This is a genomic window from Acidovorax sp. GW823-FHT05D11 (assembly GCF_058795695.1).
Map to the genome: position 1 here is coordinate 4,328,139 of NZ_CM179502.1, position 13,243 is coordinate 4,341,381.

Annotated in this window: 16 protein-coding genes; 6 read left to right on the forward strand and 10 right to left on the reverse strand. The window is 66.9% G+C overall.

The genetic code is table 11. The annotated features are described in order from the left end of the window. The first annotated feature begins 11 nt into the window (after positions 1-11). Complete coding sequence (gene panC, locus AC3RCE_RS19910) at positions 12-857, forward strand: pantoate--beta-alanine ligase (RefSeq protein WP_218339554.1); 846 nt, start codon at positions 12-14, stop codon at positions 855-857. 56 nt (positions 858-913) lie between these two features. On the opposite strand, the gene AC3RCE_RS19915 is transcribed toward panC, so the two are convergent. The 6 genes from AC3RCE_RS19915 to AC3RCE_RS19940 all read right to left on the reverse strand — a co-directional run bounded on the left by AC3RCE_RS19915 (position 914) and on the right by AC3RCE_RS19940 (position 5,979). Next, a complete protein-coding gene (locus AC3RCE_RS19915; protein WP_492253771.1) occupies positions 914-1,669 on the reverse strand; it encodes an alpha/beta fold hydrolase in 756 nt (251 codons plus the stop codon). A 92-nt stretch (positions 1,670-1,761) separates the two neighbouring features. Continuing rightward, positions 1,762-2,877: a zinc-binding metallopeptidase family protein gene (locus AC3RCE_RS19920; RefSeq protein WP_492253772.1), complete on the reverse strand. Its 1,116-nt coding sequence runs from the start codon at positions 2,875-2,877 to the stop codon at positions 1,762-1,764. A gap of 200 nt (positions 2,878-3,077) precedes the next feature. Continuing rightward, a complete protein-coding gene (locus AC3RCE_RS19925; RefSeq protein ID WP_218295908.1) occupies positions 3,078-3,395 on the reverse strand; it encodes a BON domain-containing protein in 318 nt (105 codons plus the stop codon). A gap of 195 nt (positions 3,396-3,590) precedes the next feature. Then, positions 3,591-3,986: a hypothetical protein gene (locus AC3RCE_RS19930; RefSeq protein ID WP_218295909.1), complete on the reverse strand. Its 396-nt coding sequence runs from the start codon at positions 3,984-3,986 to the stop codon at positions 3,591-3,593. Positions 3,987-4,041: 55 nt separating this feature from the next. Beyond that, positions 4,042-4,206, reverse strand: coding sequence for a DUF1328 domain-containing protein (locus AC3RCE_RS19935; RefSeq protein WP_010463174.1), 165 nt, complete (start codon positions 4,204-4,206; stop codon positions 4,042-4,044). A 369-nt stretch (positions 4,207-4,575) separates the two neighbouring features. Then, positions 4,576-5,979 (reverse strand): sensor histidine kinase, encoded by a 1,404-nt coding sequence (locus AC3RCE_RS19940; protein WP_218295910.1) that lies wholly within the window; start codon positions 5,977-5,979, stop codon positions 4,576-4,578. Between the two features lie 128 nt (positions 5,980-6,107). Here AC3RCE_RS19940 and AC3RCE_RS19945 point away from each other — a divergent pair, with 128 nt between their 5' ends. Continuing rightward, entirely contained in the window at positions 6,108-6,740 is a 633-nt protein-coding gene (locus tag AC3RCE_RS19945; RefSeq protein WP_100409415.1) for a response regulator, read from the forward strand. A 103-nt stretch (positions 6,741-6,843) separates the two neighbouring features. On the opposite strand, the gene AC3RCE_RS19950 is transcribed toward AC3RCE_RS19945, so the two are convergent. From AC3RCE_RS19950 to gpmA, 4 genes are all read right to left on the reverse strand, one after another. Further along, complete coding sequence (locus tag AC3RCE_RS19950) at positions 6,844-7,266, reverse strand: response regulator (RefSeq protein ID WP_218295911.1); 423 nt, start codon at positions 7,264-7,266, stop codon at positions 6,844-6,846. A gap of 114 nt (positions 7,267-7,380) precedes the next feature. Then, positions 7,381-8,130, reverse strand: a complete 750-nt coding sequence (locus AC3RCE_RS19955; protein ID WP_218339556.1) for a HesA/MoeB/ThiF family protein — start codon at positions 8,128-8,130, stop codon at positions 7,381-7,383. A 119-nt stretch (positions 8,131-8,249) separates the two neighbouring features. After that, positions 8,250-9,686, reverse strand: a complete 1,437-nt coding sequence (locus tag AC3RCE_RS19960) for a S41 family peptidase (protein ID WP_218295913.1) — start codon at positions 9,684-9,686, stop codon at positions 8,250-8,252. A 122-nt stretch (positions 9,687-9,808) separates the two neighbouring features. Continuing rightward, positions 9,809-10,552 (reverse strand): 2,3-diphosphoglycerate-dependent phosphoglycerate mutase, encoded by a 744-nt coding sequence (gpmA, locus tag AC3RCE_RS19965; RefSeq protein ID WP_218295914.1) that lies wholly within the window; start codon positions 10,550-10,552, stop codon positions 9,809-9,811. 87 nt (positions 10,553-10,639) lie between these two features. Between gpmA and AC3RCE_RS19970 the strand changes: the two genes are divergently transcribed. The 4 genes from AC3RCE_RS19970 to AC3RCE_RS19985 all read left to right on the forward strand — a co-directional run bounded on the left by AC3RCE_RS19970 (position 10,640) and on the right by AC3RCE_RS19985 (position 13,184). Beyond that, entirely contained in the window at positions 10,640-11,047 is a 408-nt protein-coding gene (locus tag AC3RCE_RS19970; protein WP_492244455.1) for a rhodanese-like domain-containing protein, read from the forward strand. Positions 11,048-11,125: 78 nt separating this feature from the next. Continuing rightward, positions 11,126-11,386 (forward strand): glutaredoxin 3, encoded by a 261-nt coding sequence (gene grxC, locus AC3RCE_RS19975; RefSeq protein WP_218295916.1) that lies wholly within the window; start codon positions 11,126-11,128, stop codon positions 11,384-11,386. A 108-nt stretch (positions 11,387-11,494) separates the two neighbouring features. After that, a complete protein-coding gene (gene secB / locus AC3RCE_RS19980) occupies positions 11,495-11,953 on the forward strand; it encodes a protein-export chaperone SecB (protein WP_218295917.1) in 459 nt (152 codons plus the stop codon). Positions 11,954-12,167: 214 nt separating this feature from the next. Continuing rightward, complete coding sequence (locus AC3RCE_RS19985) at positions 12,168-13,184, forward strand: NAD(P)H-dependent glycerol-3-phosphate dehydrogenase (protein WP_492253773.1); 1,017 nt, start codon at positions 12,168-12,170, stop codon at positions 13,182-13,184. Positions 13,185-13,243 lie beyond the last annotated feature (59 nt).

A 13,243-nucleotide genomic window follows, 5' to 3' on the forward strand; every position in this document is an offset into this window, starting at 1 on the left:
ACTCCCGCCCCATGCTGATCGCCCACTCCATCGCCGACCTGCGCCAGGCCCTCGCCGCCCGCCGCCACCCCGCCTTCGTGCCCACCATGGGCAACCTGCACGACGGGCACATCGCCCTGGTGCGCCAGGCCCGGCCCCTGGGCGACGTGACCGTGGCCAGCATCTTCGTGAACCGCCTGCAGTTCCTGCCGCACGAGGACTTCGACAGCTACCCCCGCACCTGGGAGGCCGACTGCGCGCAGCTGCGGGCCGCCGGCTGCGACGTGCTGTTCGCCCCGCGCGAGGCCGACCTGTACCCCGAGCCCCAGACCTTCAAGGTGCACCCCGATCCCGCATTGGCCGACATGCTCGAAGGCCAGTTCCGCCCCGGCTTCTTCGTGGGCGTGGGCACGGTGGTGATGAAGCTGTTCGCCTGCGTGCTGGGCCAGAGCGGCGGCACGGCGGTGTTTGGCAAGAAGGACTACCAGCAGCTCATGGTGATCCGCCAGATGGTGCGGCAGTTCGCATTGCCCATCGACATCGTGGCGGGCGAGACCTGCCGCGCGGCGGATGGGCTGGCGCTGAGTTCGCGCAACGGCTACCTCGGCCCCGAGGAACGCCAGGAGGCCGTGGCCCTGCCGCAGGCGCTCCGGCAGCTGGCGGGGCAATGGACTGCCCGGCCGCCAGCCGCAGGCGCGGCGCTGGAGCAACAGGCCGTCGATGCCCTGCGCGCACGCGGCTGGCAGCCCGACTACCTCACCGTGCGCCGCCGCGCCGACCTGCAGCCGCCCACGGCGCAGGACGGGCCGGGCATGCTTGTCGCCCTGGGGGCGGCGCGCCTGGGCGGCACGCGGCTCATCGACAACCTGGAGTTCTGATTAGCTCCTGAATTCATAGCAACCAGCGCTTTCCCATCAAGCGCCAGAGGCCAATTTCATGAGAAATCAATGCCCCAGCCACCCCGCGCGATCCATTCCAGCAGCAGGCGGTTGACGGCCTCGGGCTGCTCCATGGTGAGCATGTGGCCGCATTCGGCCAGCACGGCATGGTGGGCGCCAGGGATGAGCGCCGCGATCTCCTCGGAGCATTCGGGCGGTGTGAGCTGGTCGGCGGCGCCACACGCCACCAGCGTGGGGCAGGCCACGCGCGGCAGGTGCAGCCGGGCATCGGGCCGGTGGATGACCGCGCGGTTCTGGCGCACCAGCTGCTGCGCGCCGGCGCGCAGCACGAAGTCGAGGTAGGCCTGCACCAGCGCGGGCCGTGCCGCATTGGCCGGGTGAAAGGCAAACGCCACGTTGGGCTCGATCACCTCGCGCAAGCGGCCCTGGGCGAACAGTTCCATCGCGGCTTCGCGCAGCGCGCGCATGTCGGGCGTCTCCGGCCGGGCCGTGGTGCCCAGCAGCGCCAGGCCGGCCACGCGCCCGGGCGCCTGGCGCGCGGCCTCCATGGCGATCATCCCGCCCATCGAGGCGCCGCACAGCAGCAAGGCCCCGGGATGCTCGGCCAGCACCAGCGCGGCCATGTCTTCAATGCGCTGCGCGTCGGGCCGCGCGTGGGCCGTGGCCACCACGGGGCGCAGCGCGGCCGGCAGGGCCGGCAGCTGGGCCTGCCACATGGTGGCATCACCGGCCAGGCCGGGTATCAGAACGAGCTGGGGAGGGTCGAAGGCATGCAAGGGGGTGTTGTTCATGGCCCCGGAGTGTCGCAAGAAACACGCGGGCGTGCAGGCTGCGGCGCTGGCGGGGAGGCCGCGCGGACGCCAGGACCGGCTGCGCGGCGGGCTTACAGCGCCTCGGACGGCACCGCCTGCACGCCGCCCTGGGGGGCCTGCGCCTGCACCAGATCGTGCACGAAACGCAGCTTGACCATGGCGCCGGAGGACAGCGCGAACGGGTAGGCATCGTGCTGGCCCAGGCTGCGGTTCAGGCTGTTGAGCATGAGGGTCAGCGGCACCCACTGGCGCACCATGTCCTGGAACGCGGGGCGCGGCGTGGCAAAGGGGTCGGTGACATGGTGGCGGATGGCGGCATGCGGGTCGGGCACCGTCACGCCCGCCTGGTAGCTGGCCGCCGTCTCCAGCAGGTCGATCATGTGCAGGTAGTGGGCCCAGGTTTCGGCCCAGTCCTCCCACGGGTGGGCCGCGGCATAGGCGCTCACATGGCGCGCGGCCCAATCGCCCAGCTCGTTGCCCCGGGCGTAGTGCGCGTCCAGCGCGGCGGCGTAGTCCTGCCGCTCGTCGCCAAATACATTGCGGAAGGCGTCGATGCGGCCGCCATCGCGCACCAGCTGGTCCCAGTAGAAATGGCCGGATTCATGCCGCAGGTGGCCAATCAGCGTGCGGTAGGGCTCGCCCAGCGCGATGCGGCGGCGAGCACGCTCGTCGTCGTCCGCCTCGGCCACGTTGAGCGTGATGGTGCCGCCCAGATGGCCGGTGAGGATCACGGGGCCGCCGGGCAGGTCCGCCAGGAATTCGAAGACCGGTCCGTACCGGCCGGGGACGGGTTCCAGCCCCAGGCGCGCCAGCGTGTAGAACAGCTGGCGCTTGGCCGCCTCGATCTGCTTCCAGCGCCCCAGGTTGGCGGCTTCCGAGAGGTCGGGAAGGATGCGCGTCTGGCGGCACGAGGCGCACAGGTCGGCATAGTCGTTGGCGGGCACCGCGAAGTTGCACGCCTGGTACTCCGTGTGGTTGTGGCACATGCGGTACAGCCGCCCGCTGTAGTTCGCGGTGCCGCGCTCGCCCATGCGGCGCCACAGGCCCGGGCCGTCCTGCGGCGCGGGCGCCAGGGCGGCCATGGCGAGCTGGTCTGGCAGGAATGCCAGCGTGCTGCCGCAGTGCAGGCATTGCACGCTGTCAAAAAACACCAGGTGACCGCAATGGTCGCAATTGAATACGCGCATGGTGCCGAGCTTATACCCAGTGGGGCGTCCGTGTGGGGGCATGGCCGCCAGGTTCGCCGCGCGCCGCAGGCGGCGCCGGGCCCGGATCGGGATTCCCAATGAAAAAGAGCAGGTTCCAGGTCATTCCTGGAACCTGCTCCCTGGCCCCGCCGGCAGGTGGCGCGAGCCGCCTGCCCCGGTTCATGCCGTCCGTTCAACGATCAGGGGCGCACGACAATGCTGTTGCGCACTTCGCGCACATGCTTGGTGTTGCGCGCGATGGCCTCGGCCTGGTTCTTCTCGGTCTGCGACTTGGCAAAGCCCGACAGCTGTACCGTGCCGTTCAGCGTTTCCACGCTGATGGAGGTGGCGGAGACGGATTTGTCCTCCGCCATCTTGGCCTTCACGGCGGTGGTGATACCGGCATCATCGACATAGGAGCCCATGGTCTGCTGGTTGCGGGCCACCGAACAGCCGGTGGCCGTGACGATGGTGATGCCGGCGACTGCGGCAAAAGCGAGGGCACGTGCGTATTTCATGGTGTTGTCCTTCTAGAAGAATGGTTTGGGAACGCGGGTGCTGGAAAATTGCAATCTGCCGGTCTGTTGCACCCTCCGCGACCGGCGGACTGTACGGTTCGATATCTGGTGCCTGATGGATGATGCTGGCGGGGCGGCCGCGGTGGGGACAAAGTGTCACCCTTCAACGGCCGACCTGCAAGCCGGGCTGACAGGTCAGTATGCGGCGTGCCGGCGGCGCGACATCCACAGCACCAGCGTGGCCAGCGCGGCGCCCGAGGCGGCGGCGATCACCAGCGACTTGCCGGGCTGCTCGGCCACGTACTTGTTGGTGGCCTCCGCGGCCTGCTGCATCTGGCGGCGGGCCCGCGCGCTCGTTTCGGCGCAATAGTCGATGCTACGTGCCGCGAGTTCCTGGGCGCGGGCCGCGAGATCGTCAATGACCGGGTCGGCCTGGCTGCGCAGGTTGCGCACGCCCTCTTCGGCTTTTTCCAGGGAGTTGTTGGCGGCATTGCGCGTGGACTGTACGGCGTCTTGCGCACTCTGCAGCACATCGTCGGCGATATGGCGGGCGCTGCTGGCAACTTTGTCGGTGGCGGTCTGGATACTCATTGGGGAACTCCTTGGATGGTGTATGCGGGGATGGCTGGTTTCACGGCAACGGGCATCAGCCCTTCTTGAGCAGCCCCAGGACAAAGGTCACGACAGCCATGATCACGAAGACAAAGAACAGAATCTTGGCGATGCCCACGGCCCCGGCAGCAATGCCGCCGAAGCCGAAAAGGGCTGCAATCAACGCGATCACCAGAAAAACAACTGCGTAATGCAACATTTCCTTCTCCTTTTGTAGGGGCCGGTGTGTGCCGGCGGGTCAGGGCACAAGAAATTCAGCGCCTGGGGTCCACTGTAGGAAGCCTGCCGCTTCAAAGATGCCGGTCCCTGGCGCGCGGGCCTGTCGGCGGTGCAGCGCGCCCGCTGTAGGACGAAGCCCTGCCGCCCGCGCACGGGTGACATGCAGCGCGCATCCCCCGCCTGGGCACGCCCGGGCAGCGGATGCAAAAAAGACGAAAAGAGCTAGAGGCCCCGAGAGGCGGGCACGTCGGCGGTGCCGCGTGCGCGAGGCCAATCGGATGGAAGAAGGGCTGGAAGAAGGCCTGGCGAGGGCACCGCGCCCCCGCGGATGCACCGCGCTGCGGAGGCGTCACACGTCCAGGGCGGGGGGCTTGGGCGCGTCCGCGGAGCGGTGCTGCAGCGGCAGCACCGCGGAGACCAGGGTGCCGCTGCCCGCGCGCGAGGTGATCGACAGCCGGCCGCCCGCGGACTCCACGCGGTGGCGCATGCCGGACAGGCCATGCGACGTGGGGCGCACCGTCGCCGGATCGAAGCCGACGCCGTCGTCGCGCACCTGCACCGCCACATGGGTGGGATAGCCATGCACCGACACCAGGATCTTGCTGGCCTTCGCGTACTTTCCGATGTTGGTCAGGGCCTCCTGGACCATGCGATACACCGTGAGCTGCGAGGCATCGGGCAACTGCACCGCCTCCAGGCTGGTCTCCACCTCGATGCCGGCGCGCTCGGCATATTCGCGCGTGAGGATTTCAATGGCCGCGGTCAGCCCGAGGTTGGAGAGCGATGAAGGCCGCAGGTCCTCGATGATGCGCCGCTTGAGCGCGATGCCGCTGTTGAGCGTTTCGGTCAGGTGCTTGAGCCGCTCCGCCACCTCGGGCACGGTGGCATCGATCTTGGACTTGAGCCGCGCGACGTCCAGCTTGGCCGCCGTGAGCAGCGCGCCGAGTTCATCGTGCAGCTCGCGCGCGAGGTGCCCGCGCTCCTCTTCGCGCACCTGCTGCAGGTGGTTGGCCAGTTCGGAAAGCGTTGCGGTGCGGTCCCTCACGAGTCCCTCCAGGCGATCCCGCTCGCGCTCGAGCAGGGCCTGCTCGCGCAGGTTGACCACCTGCAGCGCCTGCGCCTGGCGCAGGTACATGTAGAACGCGAGCAGCCCGATGACGGTGACCGTGGCGATGCCGATGCGCGACAGCATGAGCGATTGCTCGATCTGCTCCTGGCCCTGCTTGACATGCCGGTCGCTGCGCGCGATCAGCTCCAGCGCATGCTTGCGGATCGCCTCCATGTGCTCCTTGCCCACGTCGGTGTGCAGGATGAATTTCCAGGCGTCCTCATTGCCCTGCCGGCGCAGGCGCAGGCTCAGCTCCATCTCCGCCAGCTTGCGGGAGATCTGCCGCGACAGCAGTGCGAACTCCTGCATGTCGTCGGGGGCATCCATGAACAGTTCGCGCAACCCGTCCAGATTGGTCTGCACGCTGGCCACGGCCTTGTCGTAGGGCTCCAGGTAGGTCTCGTTGCCGGTGAGCAGGTAGCCGCGCTGGCCTGTCTCCGCGTCCAGCATGCTCTGCAGCAGGGTATTGACGGCCTTGCGCGTGTTCTGGCCGTGCGTCATCTGCTCGACCGCATCCTGCGAACGCATGTGCCCCGTTTCATTGATCCCCACCAGCACCATGGCCGCCAGCAGCGCCATCGGCAGGCTCAACGCCATCTTGCGAACCTTGGGAAGCCAGATGCGGGTGTTTTCTTTGAGGCTCATACGCGGTATTCTGGATAATGTCTGAGGACCCGGCCGCCGCCACACCCCATCAGGGTGTGGCATGCCGAAGAACCTGTGCAACCAACAAACATCAGGCGCGGCACCACCGCCCTGCGAAAGAAAGATCGATGATCAAGATTGGCATTGTGGATGACCACGCGATTGTTCGTTCCGGGCTGCGGCAATTTCTGTCGGAGCACGTGGATCTGCGGGTGGAGGGCGAGGCCGCCAACGGCCGCGAAGCCATCGACCTCGTGCGCAACAAGGAAATCGACGTGCTGCTGATGGACCTGTCGATGCCCGGCCAGAGCGGGCTGGATGCACTGGCCATGCTGCGCGCCAAGGCGCCGGACATGGGCATCCTGATCCTGAGCGGCTATCCCGAAGAACACTACGCGATCAACCTGATCCGCCAGGGCGCGAGCGGCTACCTGAACAAGGAATGCGAGCCCTCGGAAATCGTGGAAGCGATCCGCACCATCGCGCTGGGCCGGCGCTACCTCACACCCGCCGTGGCCGAACTGCTGGCCCAGCAGCTCAACCGCAAGGACGACGCCCCGCCGCACGAGCAGCTGTCGGAGCGCGAGTTCCAGGTGTTCCTCAAGCTTGCCAAGGGCGAGACGGCGGGCGACATCGCCAAGGCCTTGTCGTTGAGCGTCAAGACGGTGAGCACCTACCGGACGCGTCTGATGGAAAAGATGAGCCTGTCCTCCAACAGCGATCTGACCTACTACGCGCTCAAGAACCGCCTGATTGACTGACATGGAACAGTGGCCTCAGTCCGGGGTCATGATTCGGGTCCGGCGGGGCATGGAGGTTCAGGTGTGAAGCCTGGACCCGGCGTGCAGCCCCGCCGCGGCGGGTTCACGCAGCTTGGCCAGATGCCGGCATGGGGGGGTTGGAGTCCAGGGGCACGGGGCCGCTGTGCTGGATGCAGTAGTCCACCAGCGCGTCGATTTCATTGGATTTGTCGAACACCGCGTCCACGCCCAGCTGCGCACAGCGCATGCGCACGTCGGGTGTCGCATAGTTGCTGAGCACCACCATCTTCTGGCCAGGCTTGCGGTCGCGGCAGGCCGCCAGCACCCCCAGGCCGCTGCCCTGGCGCAGGAACAGGTCCACGATGGCCAGGTCCCACTGCCCGCTGTTCGCGGCCAGCCAGCTCTTGCCTTCGTCTTCCGTCTCCGCCACTCCTACCGCCTCTACGGACGCCAACTCTTCGAGAGTACCAATCAGGTTCTCACGGATGGTCGCGTTGTCTTCAACGATATAGGTGCGGAGTTTCACGGAAGGGGTCCAGTTTCGCGACCGGTGCACAGTTGCGCTGATCGAGCCTCGAATTTAGATGCTGTGATGCCGTGATTCTGCCAGCCGCCACACGCTGCGGTTGTAGGAGGAATCCTACCGCGCAACACACACGGGGCAGCCGGGTGCGCGCCCTACATGCATGGTGCTCCACTCCATGGACCGGCCGTCCAGCATGAGCAGGCGGCCAGCCAGCGAAGTGCCGATGCCGGCCAGCAGCTTGAGCGCCTCCGCCGCCTGCATCGCCCCGACCACCCCCACCAGCGGAGCGAACACGCCCATGGTCGAACAGGCCACCTCCTCGAATTCGGCCTCCGGGGGGAAGATGCAGGCATAGCAGGGGGATTGCGCGGCACGTGGATCGACCACCGTGATCTGCCCGTCGAACCGGATCACCGCCCCCGCGACCAGCGGCTTGGCATGGGCGACGCACGCCGCGTTGATGGCGTGGCGCGTGGCGTAGTTGTCGCTGCAATCGAGCACCACGGTGGCTTCGCGCACGAGCGCATCCAGCACGCCGGCATCGGCCCGCGCCTGAAGCGCCGTGACCCGTACCCCGGGATTGATGGCAGCCATGGCGGCGGCCGCGGAGGCCACCTTGGGCTGCCCGACCCGCGCCGTGGTGTGGGCGATCTGCCGCTGCAGGTTGGTGAGGTCGACCACATCGTCGTCCACCAGCGTGATGTGCCCGACGCCAGCGGAGGCAAGGTACAGCGCGGCGGGCGAACCCAGGCCGCCCGCGCCGATGATGAGGGCATGCGCCGCCAGCACCCGCTCCTGCCCTTCGATGCCCATCTCATCGAGCAGGATGTGGCGCGAGTACCGCAGGAGCTGGTCGTCGGTCATGAAGGAATCTCAAGCAGAAAAGTGAACACAGCCAAGGGCAAAGTCAAAGGCACAAAAGGAAAAGCCGGATTCCGCTGGAATCCGGCTTGGAGCCGATCAGACCACGAGCGAAAGAAAGCTCAATTCTCTTTCTTTTCTTCCTTGCGTTCCGTCAAGGTCTTGCTGACCAGCACGGAGCGGCCCTTGAGCTGGTTCAGCGCCTGCACCAGCTGGAAGTCCTTGTCCGAACCGAATTCGGGCGCCTTGCGGTCGGAAGCGGGCTTCTTGGCCTCGTCCTCCATGCGCTTGCGCGCATCCTCGCGGGCCTTTTCACGGGCCTCGTCCTTCTTTTCCTCGCCCTGGCCGCTGCCCAGGTGCTTGTCGAGGTCGGCCTCGCGCATGCGCAGGGCCGCAAAGATGTTGCCCTCCTCGGACTCGTCGATCATCACGTCGGGCACGATGCCCTTGGCCTGGATCGATTTGCCGCTCGGCGTGTAGTAGCGTGCCGTGGTCAGCTTGATGCCGGTATCAGGCCCCAGGGGACGCACCGTCTGCACCGACCCCTTGCCGAACGTCTGGCTGCCCATGATGGTGGCGCGCTTGTGGTCCTGCAGCGCGCCGGCCACGATCTCGCTGGCGGATGCCGAGCCTTCGTTCACCAGCACCACCAGGGGCACGGACTTGAGGGCCGGGGGAAGGCGGCGCAGCGGGTCGCCGCCGCCACGGCGCTGGTAGTAGTCCGGCGATGCCTTGTAGGTCGCCTTGCTGTCCGCCAGCTGGCCGTTGGTCGTGACCACCGTGACGTTCTCCGGCAAAAACGCGGCCGAGACGGCTACGGCCGCGTCCAGCAGGCCACCGGGATCGTTGCGCAGGTCCAGCACCAGGCCCTTGAGGTTGGGGTCCTGCTTGTAGACCTCCTCCACCTTGCGCACGAAGTCATCGACCGTGCGCTCCTGGAACTGCGACAGGCGGATCCAGGCGTATCCGGGCTCCACCACCTTGCCCTTGACGGACTGGGTCTTGATCTCTTCGCGCGTGATCGTCACCGGGAACGAGCGGTTCTCGTCCTTGCGGAAGATGGTGAGCGTGACCTTGGTGTTGGGCTCGCCGCGCATGCGCTTGACGGCGTCGTTGAGCGACAACCCCTTGACCGCCGTTTCGTCGATCTTGGTGATCAGGTCGTTGGTCTTGAGGCCGGCGCGAAACGCCGGGGACCCCTCGATGGGCGAGACGACCTTGATAAGCCCGTCTTCCTGGGTGATCTCGATGCCCACGCCCACGAAGCGGCCCGACGTGCCCTCGCGAAATTCCTTGAAGGACTTCTTGTCGAAATACTGGGAGTGCGGATCCAGGCTGGCGACCATGCCCGAGATGGCGTCGGTGATGAGCTTCTTGTCGTCCACCGGCTCGACATAGTCGGTCTTCACCAGGCCGAACACCGCCGACAGCTGCTGGATTTCCTCCAGGGGCAGTGGCGTCATGGCGCCACGCGCCACCGTCTGCAGGGACACCGTGGTGAGCGCTCCGGCCACCACCCCCACCGACACCCATCCTGCAATTTTAAGTTTGTGGCCCATACAACACCTTTTACCGCTTCGAATCAATATACACCTTGGAAGGGCCGAACCCGCCGCGGTTCCGCACGGGCACTCACTTTGGCAGGAGAAGATGGCGGGTTTTCCCCGTCTTTACGCGAGCTTTACGCCTTGCCCTGCGATGCCACGGCGGCCGCGGCCCTGGCGGCCGCTTCCGCGTCACCCAGATAGTAGTGGCGGATGGGTTTCAGGTCGGCGTCGAGTTCATATACCAGTGGAATCCCGTTGGGAATGTTCAGGCCGACGATGTCGGACTCGGAGATGCCGTCGAGGTACTTGACGAGCGCCCGGATGGAGTTGCCGTGCGCGGCCAGCACCACGCGCTTGCCCGAGCGGATGGCCGGCGCCATCGCGTCGTTCCAGAAGGGCAGCACGCGCGCCACGGTGTCCTTGAGGCATTCGGTCAGTGGCACGCTGCCCTCGGCCAGCGCGGCGTAGCGGCGGTCGCCACGCTCGCTGCGGGGGTCCGTGGCCTCCAGGGCCGGCGGGGGCGTGTCGTAGCTGCGGCGCCAGACCAGCACCTGCTCGTCGCCATACTGCTTGGCCATGTCGGCCTTGTTCAGGCCCTGCAGGGCGCCGTAGTGGCGCTCGTTCAGGCGCCAGTCCTTGACGACCGGCAGCCAGGTGCAGTCCATCTCGTCCAGCGTGTACCAGAGGGTGTGGATGGCACGCTTGAGCACGCTGGTGAAGGCCAGATCGAACTCGTAGCCCTCGGCCTTGAGCAGCTTGCCGGCGGACATGGCCTGGGAAACTCCCGTGGGCGTGAGGTCGACATCGGTCCAGCCGGTAAAGCGGTTTTCAAGGTTCCAGGTGGATTCGCCGTGGCGGATCAGGACGAGTTTGTACATGGTTTCCCCAGGAAAGGCGGGTCAAAGAAATGCGGGCCAAAACCCAGCATTCTAGAATTACGCCGTTCGCCAACCCAAGGAATCTTCGTGAAATTCATTATCGACAACTGGTATCTGATCTTTGTTGCACTGGCTTCGGGCGGCATGTTGCTGTGGCCGGTCCTCAAGAACGCCAGTGGCGGCTCGCTGACACCTGCGCGGGCCGTGCAGCTCATCAACCGCGAAAAAGCGGTGGTCATCGACGTGTGCGAAACCGAAGAATTCGCCGCCGGCCATGTGAACGGCGCCAGGAACGTGCCGCTGGGCCAGCTCGAAGAGCGCCTGCCCACGGTGGTCAAGAACAAGGCGCTGCCCGTGGTGCTGGTCTGCGCGAGCGGCGCCCGCGCCAACCGCGCGGTGGCCATTGCCAAGAAGCTGGGCTACGAGAACGCCCAGGCCATGGCCGGCGGCCTCAAGGCCTGGCGCGAAGCCAGCCTGCCGGTGGAAAAGGCCTGAGCCGCCCCCAGCTATTCCCACAGCGATAGGCTTGCAACAGGTTTTGTTGCCCCACAGGAAAGAAAAGGAAGGATCGCCATGCAACCCGTGAAGATGTACACCACCGCCGTCTGCCCCTACTGCATCCGGGCCAAGCAGATTCTCAAGTCCAAGGGCGTGGAGCAGATCGAGGAAATCCGCATCGACACCGACCCCGCCGCGCGCGTCCACATGATGGAGATCACCGGCCGCCGCACGGTGCCGCAGATCTACATCGGTGAAACCCATGTGGGCGGCCACGATGATCTGGTGGCGCTGGACAGCCGCGGCGAGCTCATGCCCTTGCTGGGCGCCGCCTGACCCCCACCGCGGGCGCTGCATAATGCAGCCCCATGTGCCCGCTGCGGGAGCTTTTCCCGGGCGGGTTTTGTTTTGCTAGAAATTCCGTTAGAGCAAAGAGACTTCACCATGGCCGACCAAGAAAATCCCGTGTTCCAGATCCAGCGCGTCTACCTCAAGGACATGTCGCTCGAGCAGCCCAATTCCCCCGGCATCCTGCTGGAGCAAGAGCAGCCGAACGTCGACATCCAGCTGGGCGTGGAAGCCACGCCCGTGGCCGAAGGCATCTTCGAAGTGGCCGTGACCGCCACCGTGCAGACCAAGATCAAGGACAAGACCGTGTTCCTGGTCGAAGCCAAGCAGGCCGGCATCTTCGAGATCCGCAACGTGCCGGAAGACCAGATGGGCCCGATCATGGGCATCGCCTGCCCGCAGATCGTGTACCCCTACCTGCGCGGCAACGTGGCCGACCTGATCAACCGCGCCGGCTTCCCGCCCGTGCACCTGGCCGAAATCAACTTCCAGGCCATGTACGAGCAGCAGCAAGCCCAGGCCGCCGGCCAGGCTTCGCCCATCATCACGCAATAAGAAGAGCCCTCCTGAGGCGCTTCGCGCCTTCCCCCTTTCTCGTCGCGCTGCGCGCTCGGGAGGGGGACGCGGCCAACGGCCTGGCAAAGCCAGTTCCGCGGCTACCCCGCCTGGGCCGCGCCGCTGGCAGGGGCCGCGGGCGAGGCGTAGCGCGGAGATCATCGAATCAAAGACTTTTTGGCCTCCAGCGCCTGATGAATAAGCGCAAGCAGCTATGAAAATCATAGTATTGGGTGCCGGTGCCTGGGGTTCCGCCCTCGCCATGAGCGCGGCCCAGCACCCTGCCGGCCATGCGGTCACGCTCTGGGCGCGCGACGCGGGCCAGGCAGACGCCATGCGCGCGGCGCGCCAGAACGCGCGCTATCTGCCGGGCATCGACTTTCCCCCTTCTCTCTCCATCGCCGACGGCCACTTTGGCGCATTGCTGCCGGATGCCGACCTCGTCATCGTGGCCACGCCCATGGCGGCGCTGCGCGGCATGCTGCAGGCGCTGCGGGGATGCACGGCGCCCGTGGCCTGGCTGTGCAAGGGCTTCGAGGCAATGCCTCCCGGTGCCGGTTCGGCATCCTTTGGGCTGCTGGCACATGAAGTACAAGCGCAAGTAGCTCCTGATTTAATAGCAGGTGTATTCAGCGGTCCGAGCTTTGCGCAGGAAGTGGCGCTGGGCCAGCCCACCGCGCTGGTGGCGGCCAGCCCGCACGCGCGGGTGCGGGACGCGCTGGTCGGCGCGTTCCACAGCCCCAGCGTGCGGGTGTACGCCAACGAGGACATCGTGGGCGTGGAAGTGGGTGGCGCCGTGAAGAACGTGCTGGCCATCGCCACGGGCCTGTGCGACGGCCTGGCGCTCGGGCTCAACGCCCGTGCCGCCCTCATCACGCGCGGCCTGGCCGAAATGACCCGGCTGGGGCTGGCGCTCGGCGCGCGGCCCGACACCTTCATGGGCCTGTCGGGCCTGGGCGACCTGGTCCTGACCGCCACCGGCGACCTGTCGCGCAACCGCCGCGTGGGCATGCTGCTGGCGCAGGGCCGCACCCTGGCGCAGGCGGTGGAGTCGCTGGGCCACGTGGCGGAAGGCGTCTACAGCGCCCGCACCGTGGCGCAGCGGGCCGCCATGCTGGGGGTGGACATGCCCATCACCCGCGCCGCGGTGGCGCTGCTGGACGGCCAGATCCAGCCCCCGGACGCCGTGGCGGCGCTGATGGGCCGGGGGCCCGCGGCCGAACTGGTGTAGTCGAACGGCGCGCGGCAGGCGCCTGCCCGGCGAGGGCCGGCCGTACCGCCCCCAGCGCC

Bases quoted from the DNA above. Each gene is read 5' to 3' on its own strand.
- panC (WP_218339554.1), top strand. From the start codon at position 12: ATGCTGATCGCCCACTCCATCGCCGACCTGCGCCAGGCCCTCGCCGCC.
- AC3RCE_RS19915 (WP_492253771.1), bottom strand. From the start codon at position 1,669: ATGAACAACACCCCCTTGCATGCCTTCGACCCTCCCCAGCTCGTTCTG.
- AC3RCE_RS19920 (WP_492253772.1), bottom strand. From the start codon at position 2,877: ATGCGCGTATTCAATTGCGACCATTGCGGTCACCTGGTGTTTTTTGAC.
- AC3RCE_RS19925 (WP_218295908.1), bottom strand. From the start codon at position 3,395: ATGAAATACGCACGTGCCCTCGCTTTTGCCGCAGTCGCCGGCATCACC.
- AC3RCE_RS19930 (WP_218295909.1), bottom strand. From the start codon at position 3,986: ATGAGTATCCAGACCGCCACCGACAAAGTTGCCAGCAGCGCCCGCCAT.
- AC3RCE_RS19935 (WP_010463174.1), bottom strand. From the start codon at position 4,206: ATGTTGCATTACGCAGTTGTTTTTCTGGTGATCGCGTTGATTGCAGCC.
- AC3RCE_RS19940 (WP_218295910.1), bottom strand. From the start codon at position 5,979: ATGAGCCTCAAAGAAAACACCCGCATCTGGCTTCCCAAGGTTCGCAAG.
- AC3RCE_RS19945 (WP_100409415.1), top strand. From the start codon at position 6,108: ATGATCAAGATTGGCATTGTGGATGACCACGCGATTGTTCGTTCCGGG.
- AC3RCE_RS19955 (WP_218339556.1), bottom strand. From the start codon at position 8,130: ATGACCGACGACCAGCTCCTGCGGTACTCGCGCCACATCCTGCTCGAT.
- AC3RCE_RS19960 (WP_218295913.1), bottom strand. From the start codon at position 9,686: ATGGGCCACAAACTTAAAATTGCAGGATGGGTGTCGGTGGGGGTGGTG.
- gpmA (WP_218295914.1), bottom strand. From the start codon at position 10,552: ATGTACAAACTCGTCCTGATCCGCCACGGCGAATCCACCTGGAACCTT.
- grxC (WP_218295916.1), top strand. From the start codon at position 11,126: ATGCAACCCGTGAAGATGTACACCACCGCCGTCTGCCCCTACTGCATC.
- secB (WP_218295917.1), top strand. From the start codon at position 11,495: ATGGCCGACCAAGAAAATCCCGTGTTCCAGATCCAGCGCGTCTACCTC.
- AC3RCE_RS19985 (WP_492253773.1), top strand. From the start codon at position 12,168: ATGAAAATCATAGTATTGGGTGCCGGTGCCTGGGGTTCCGCCCTCGCC.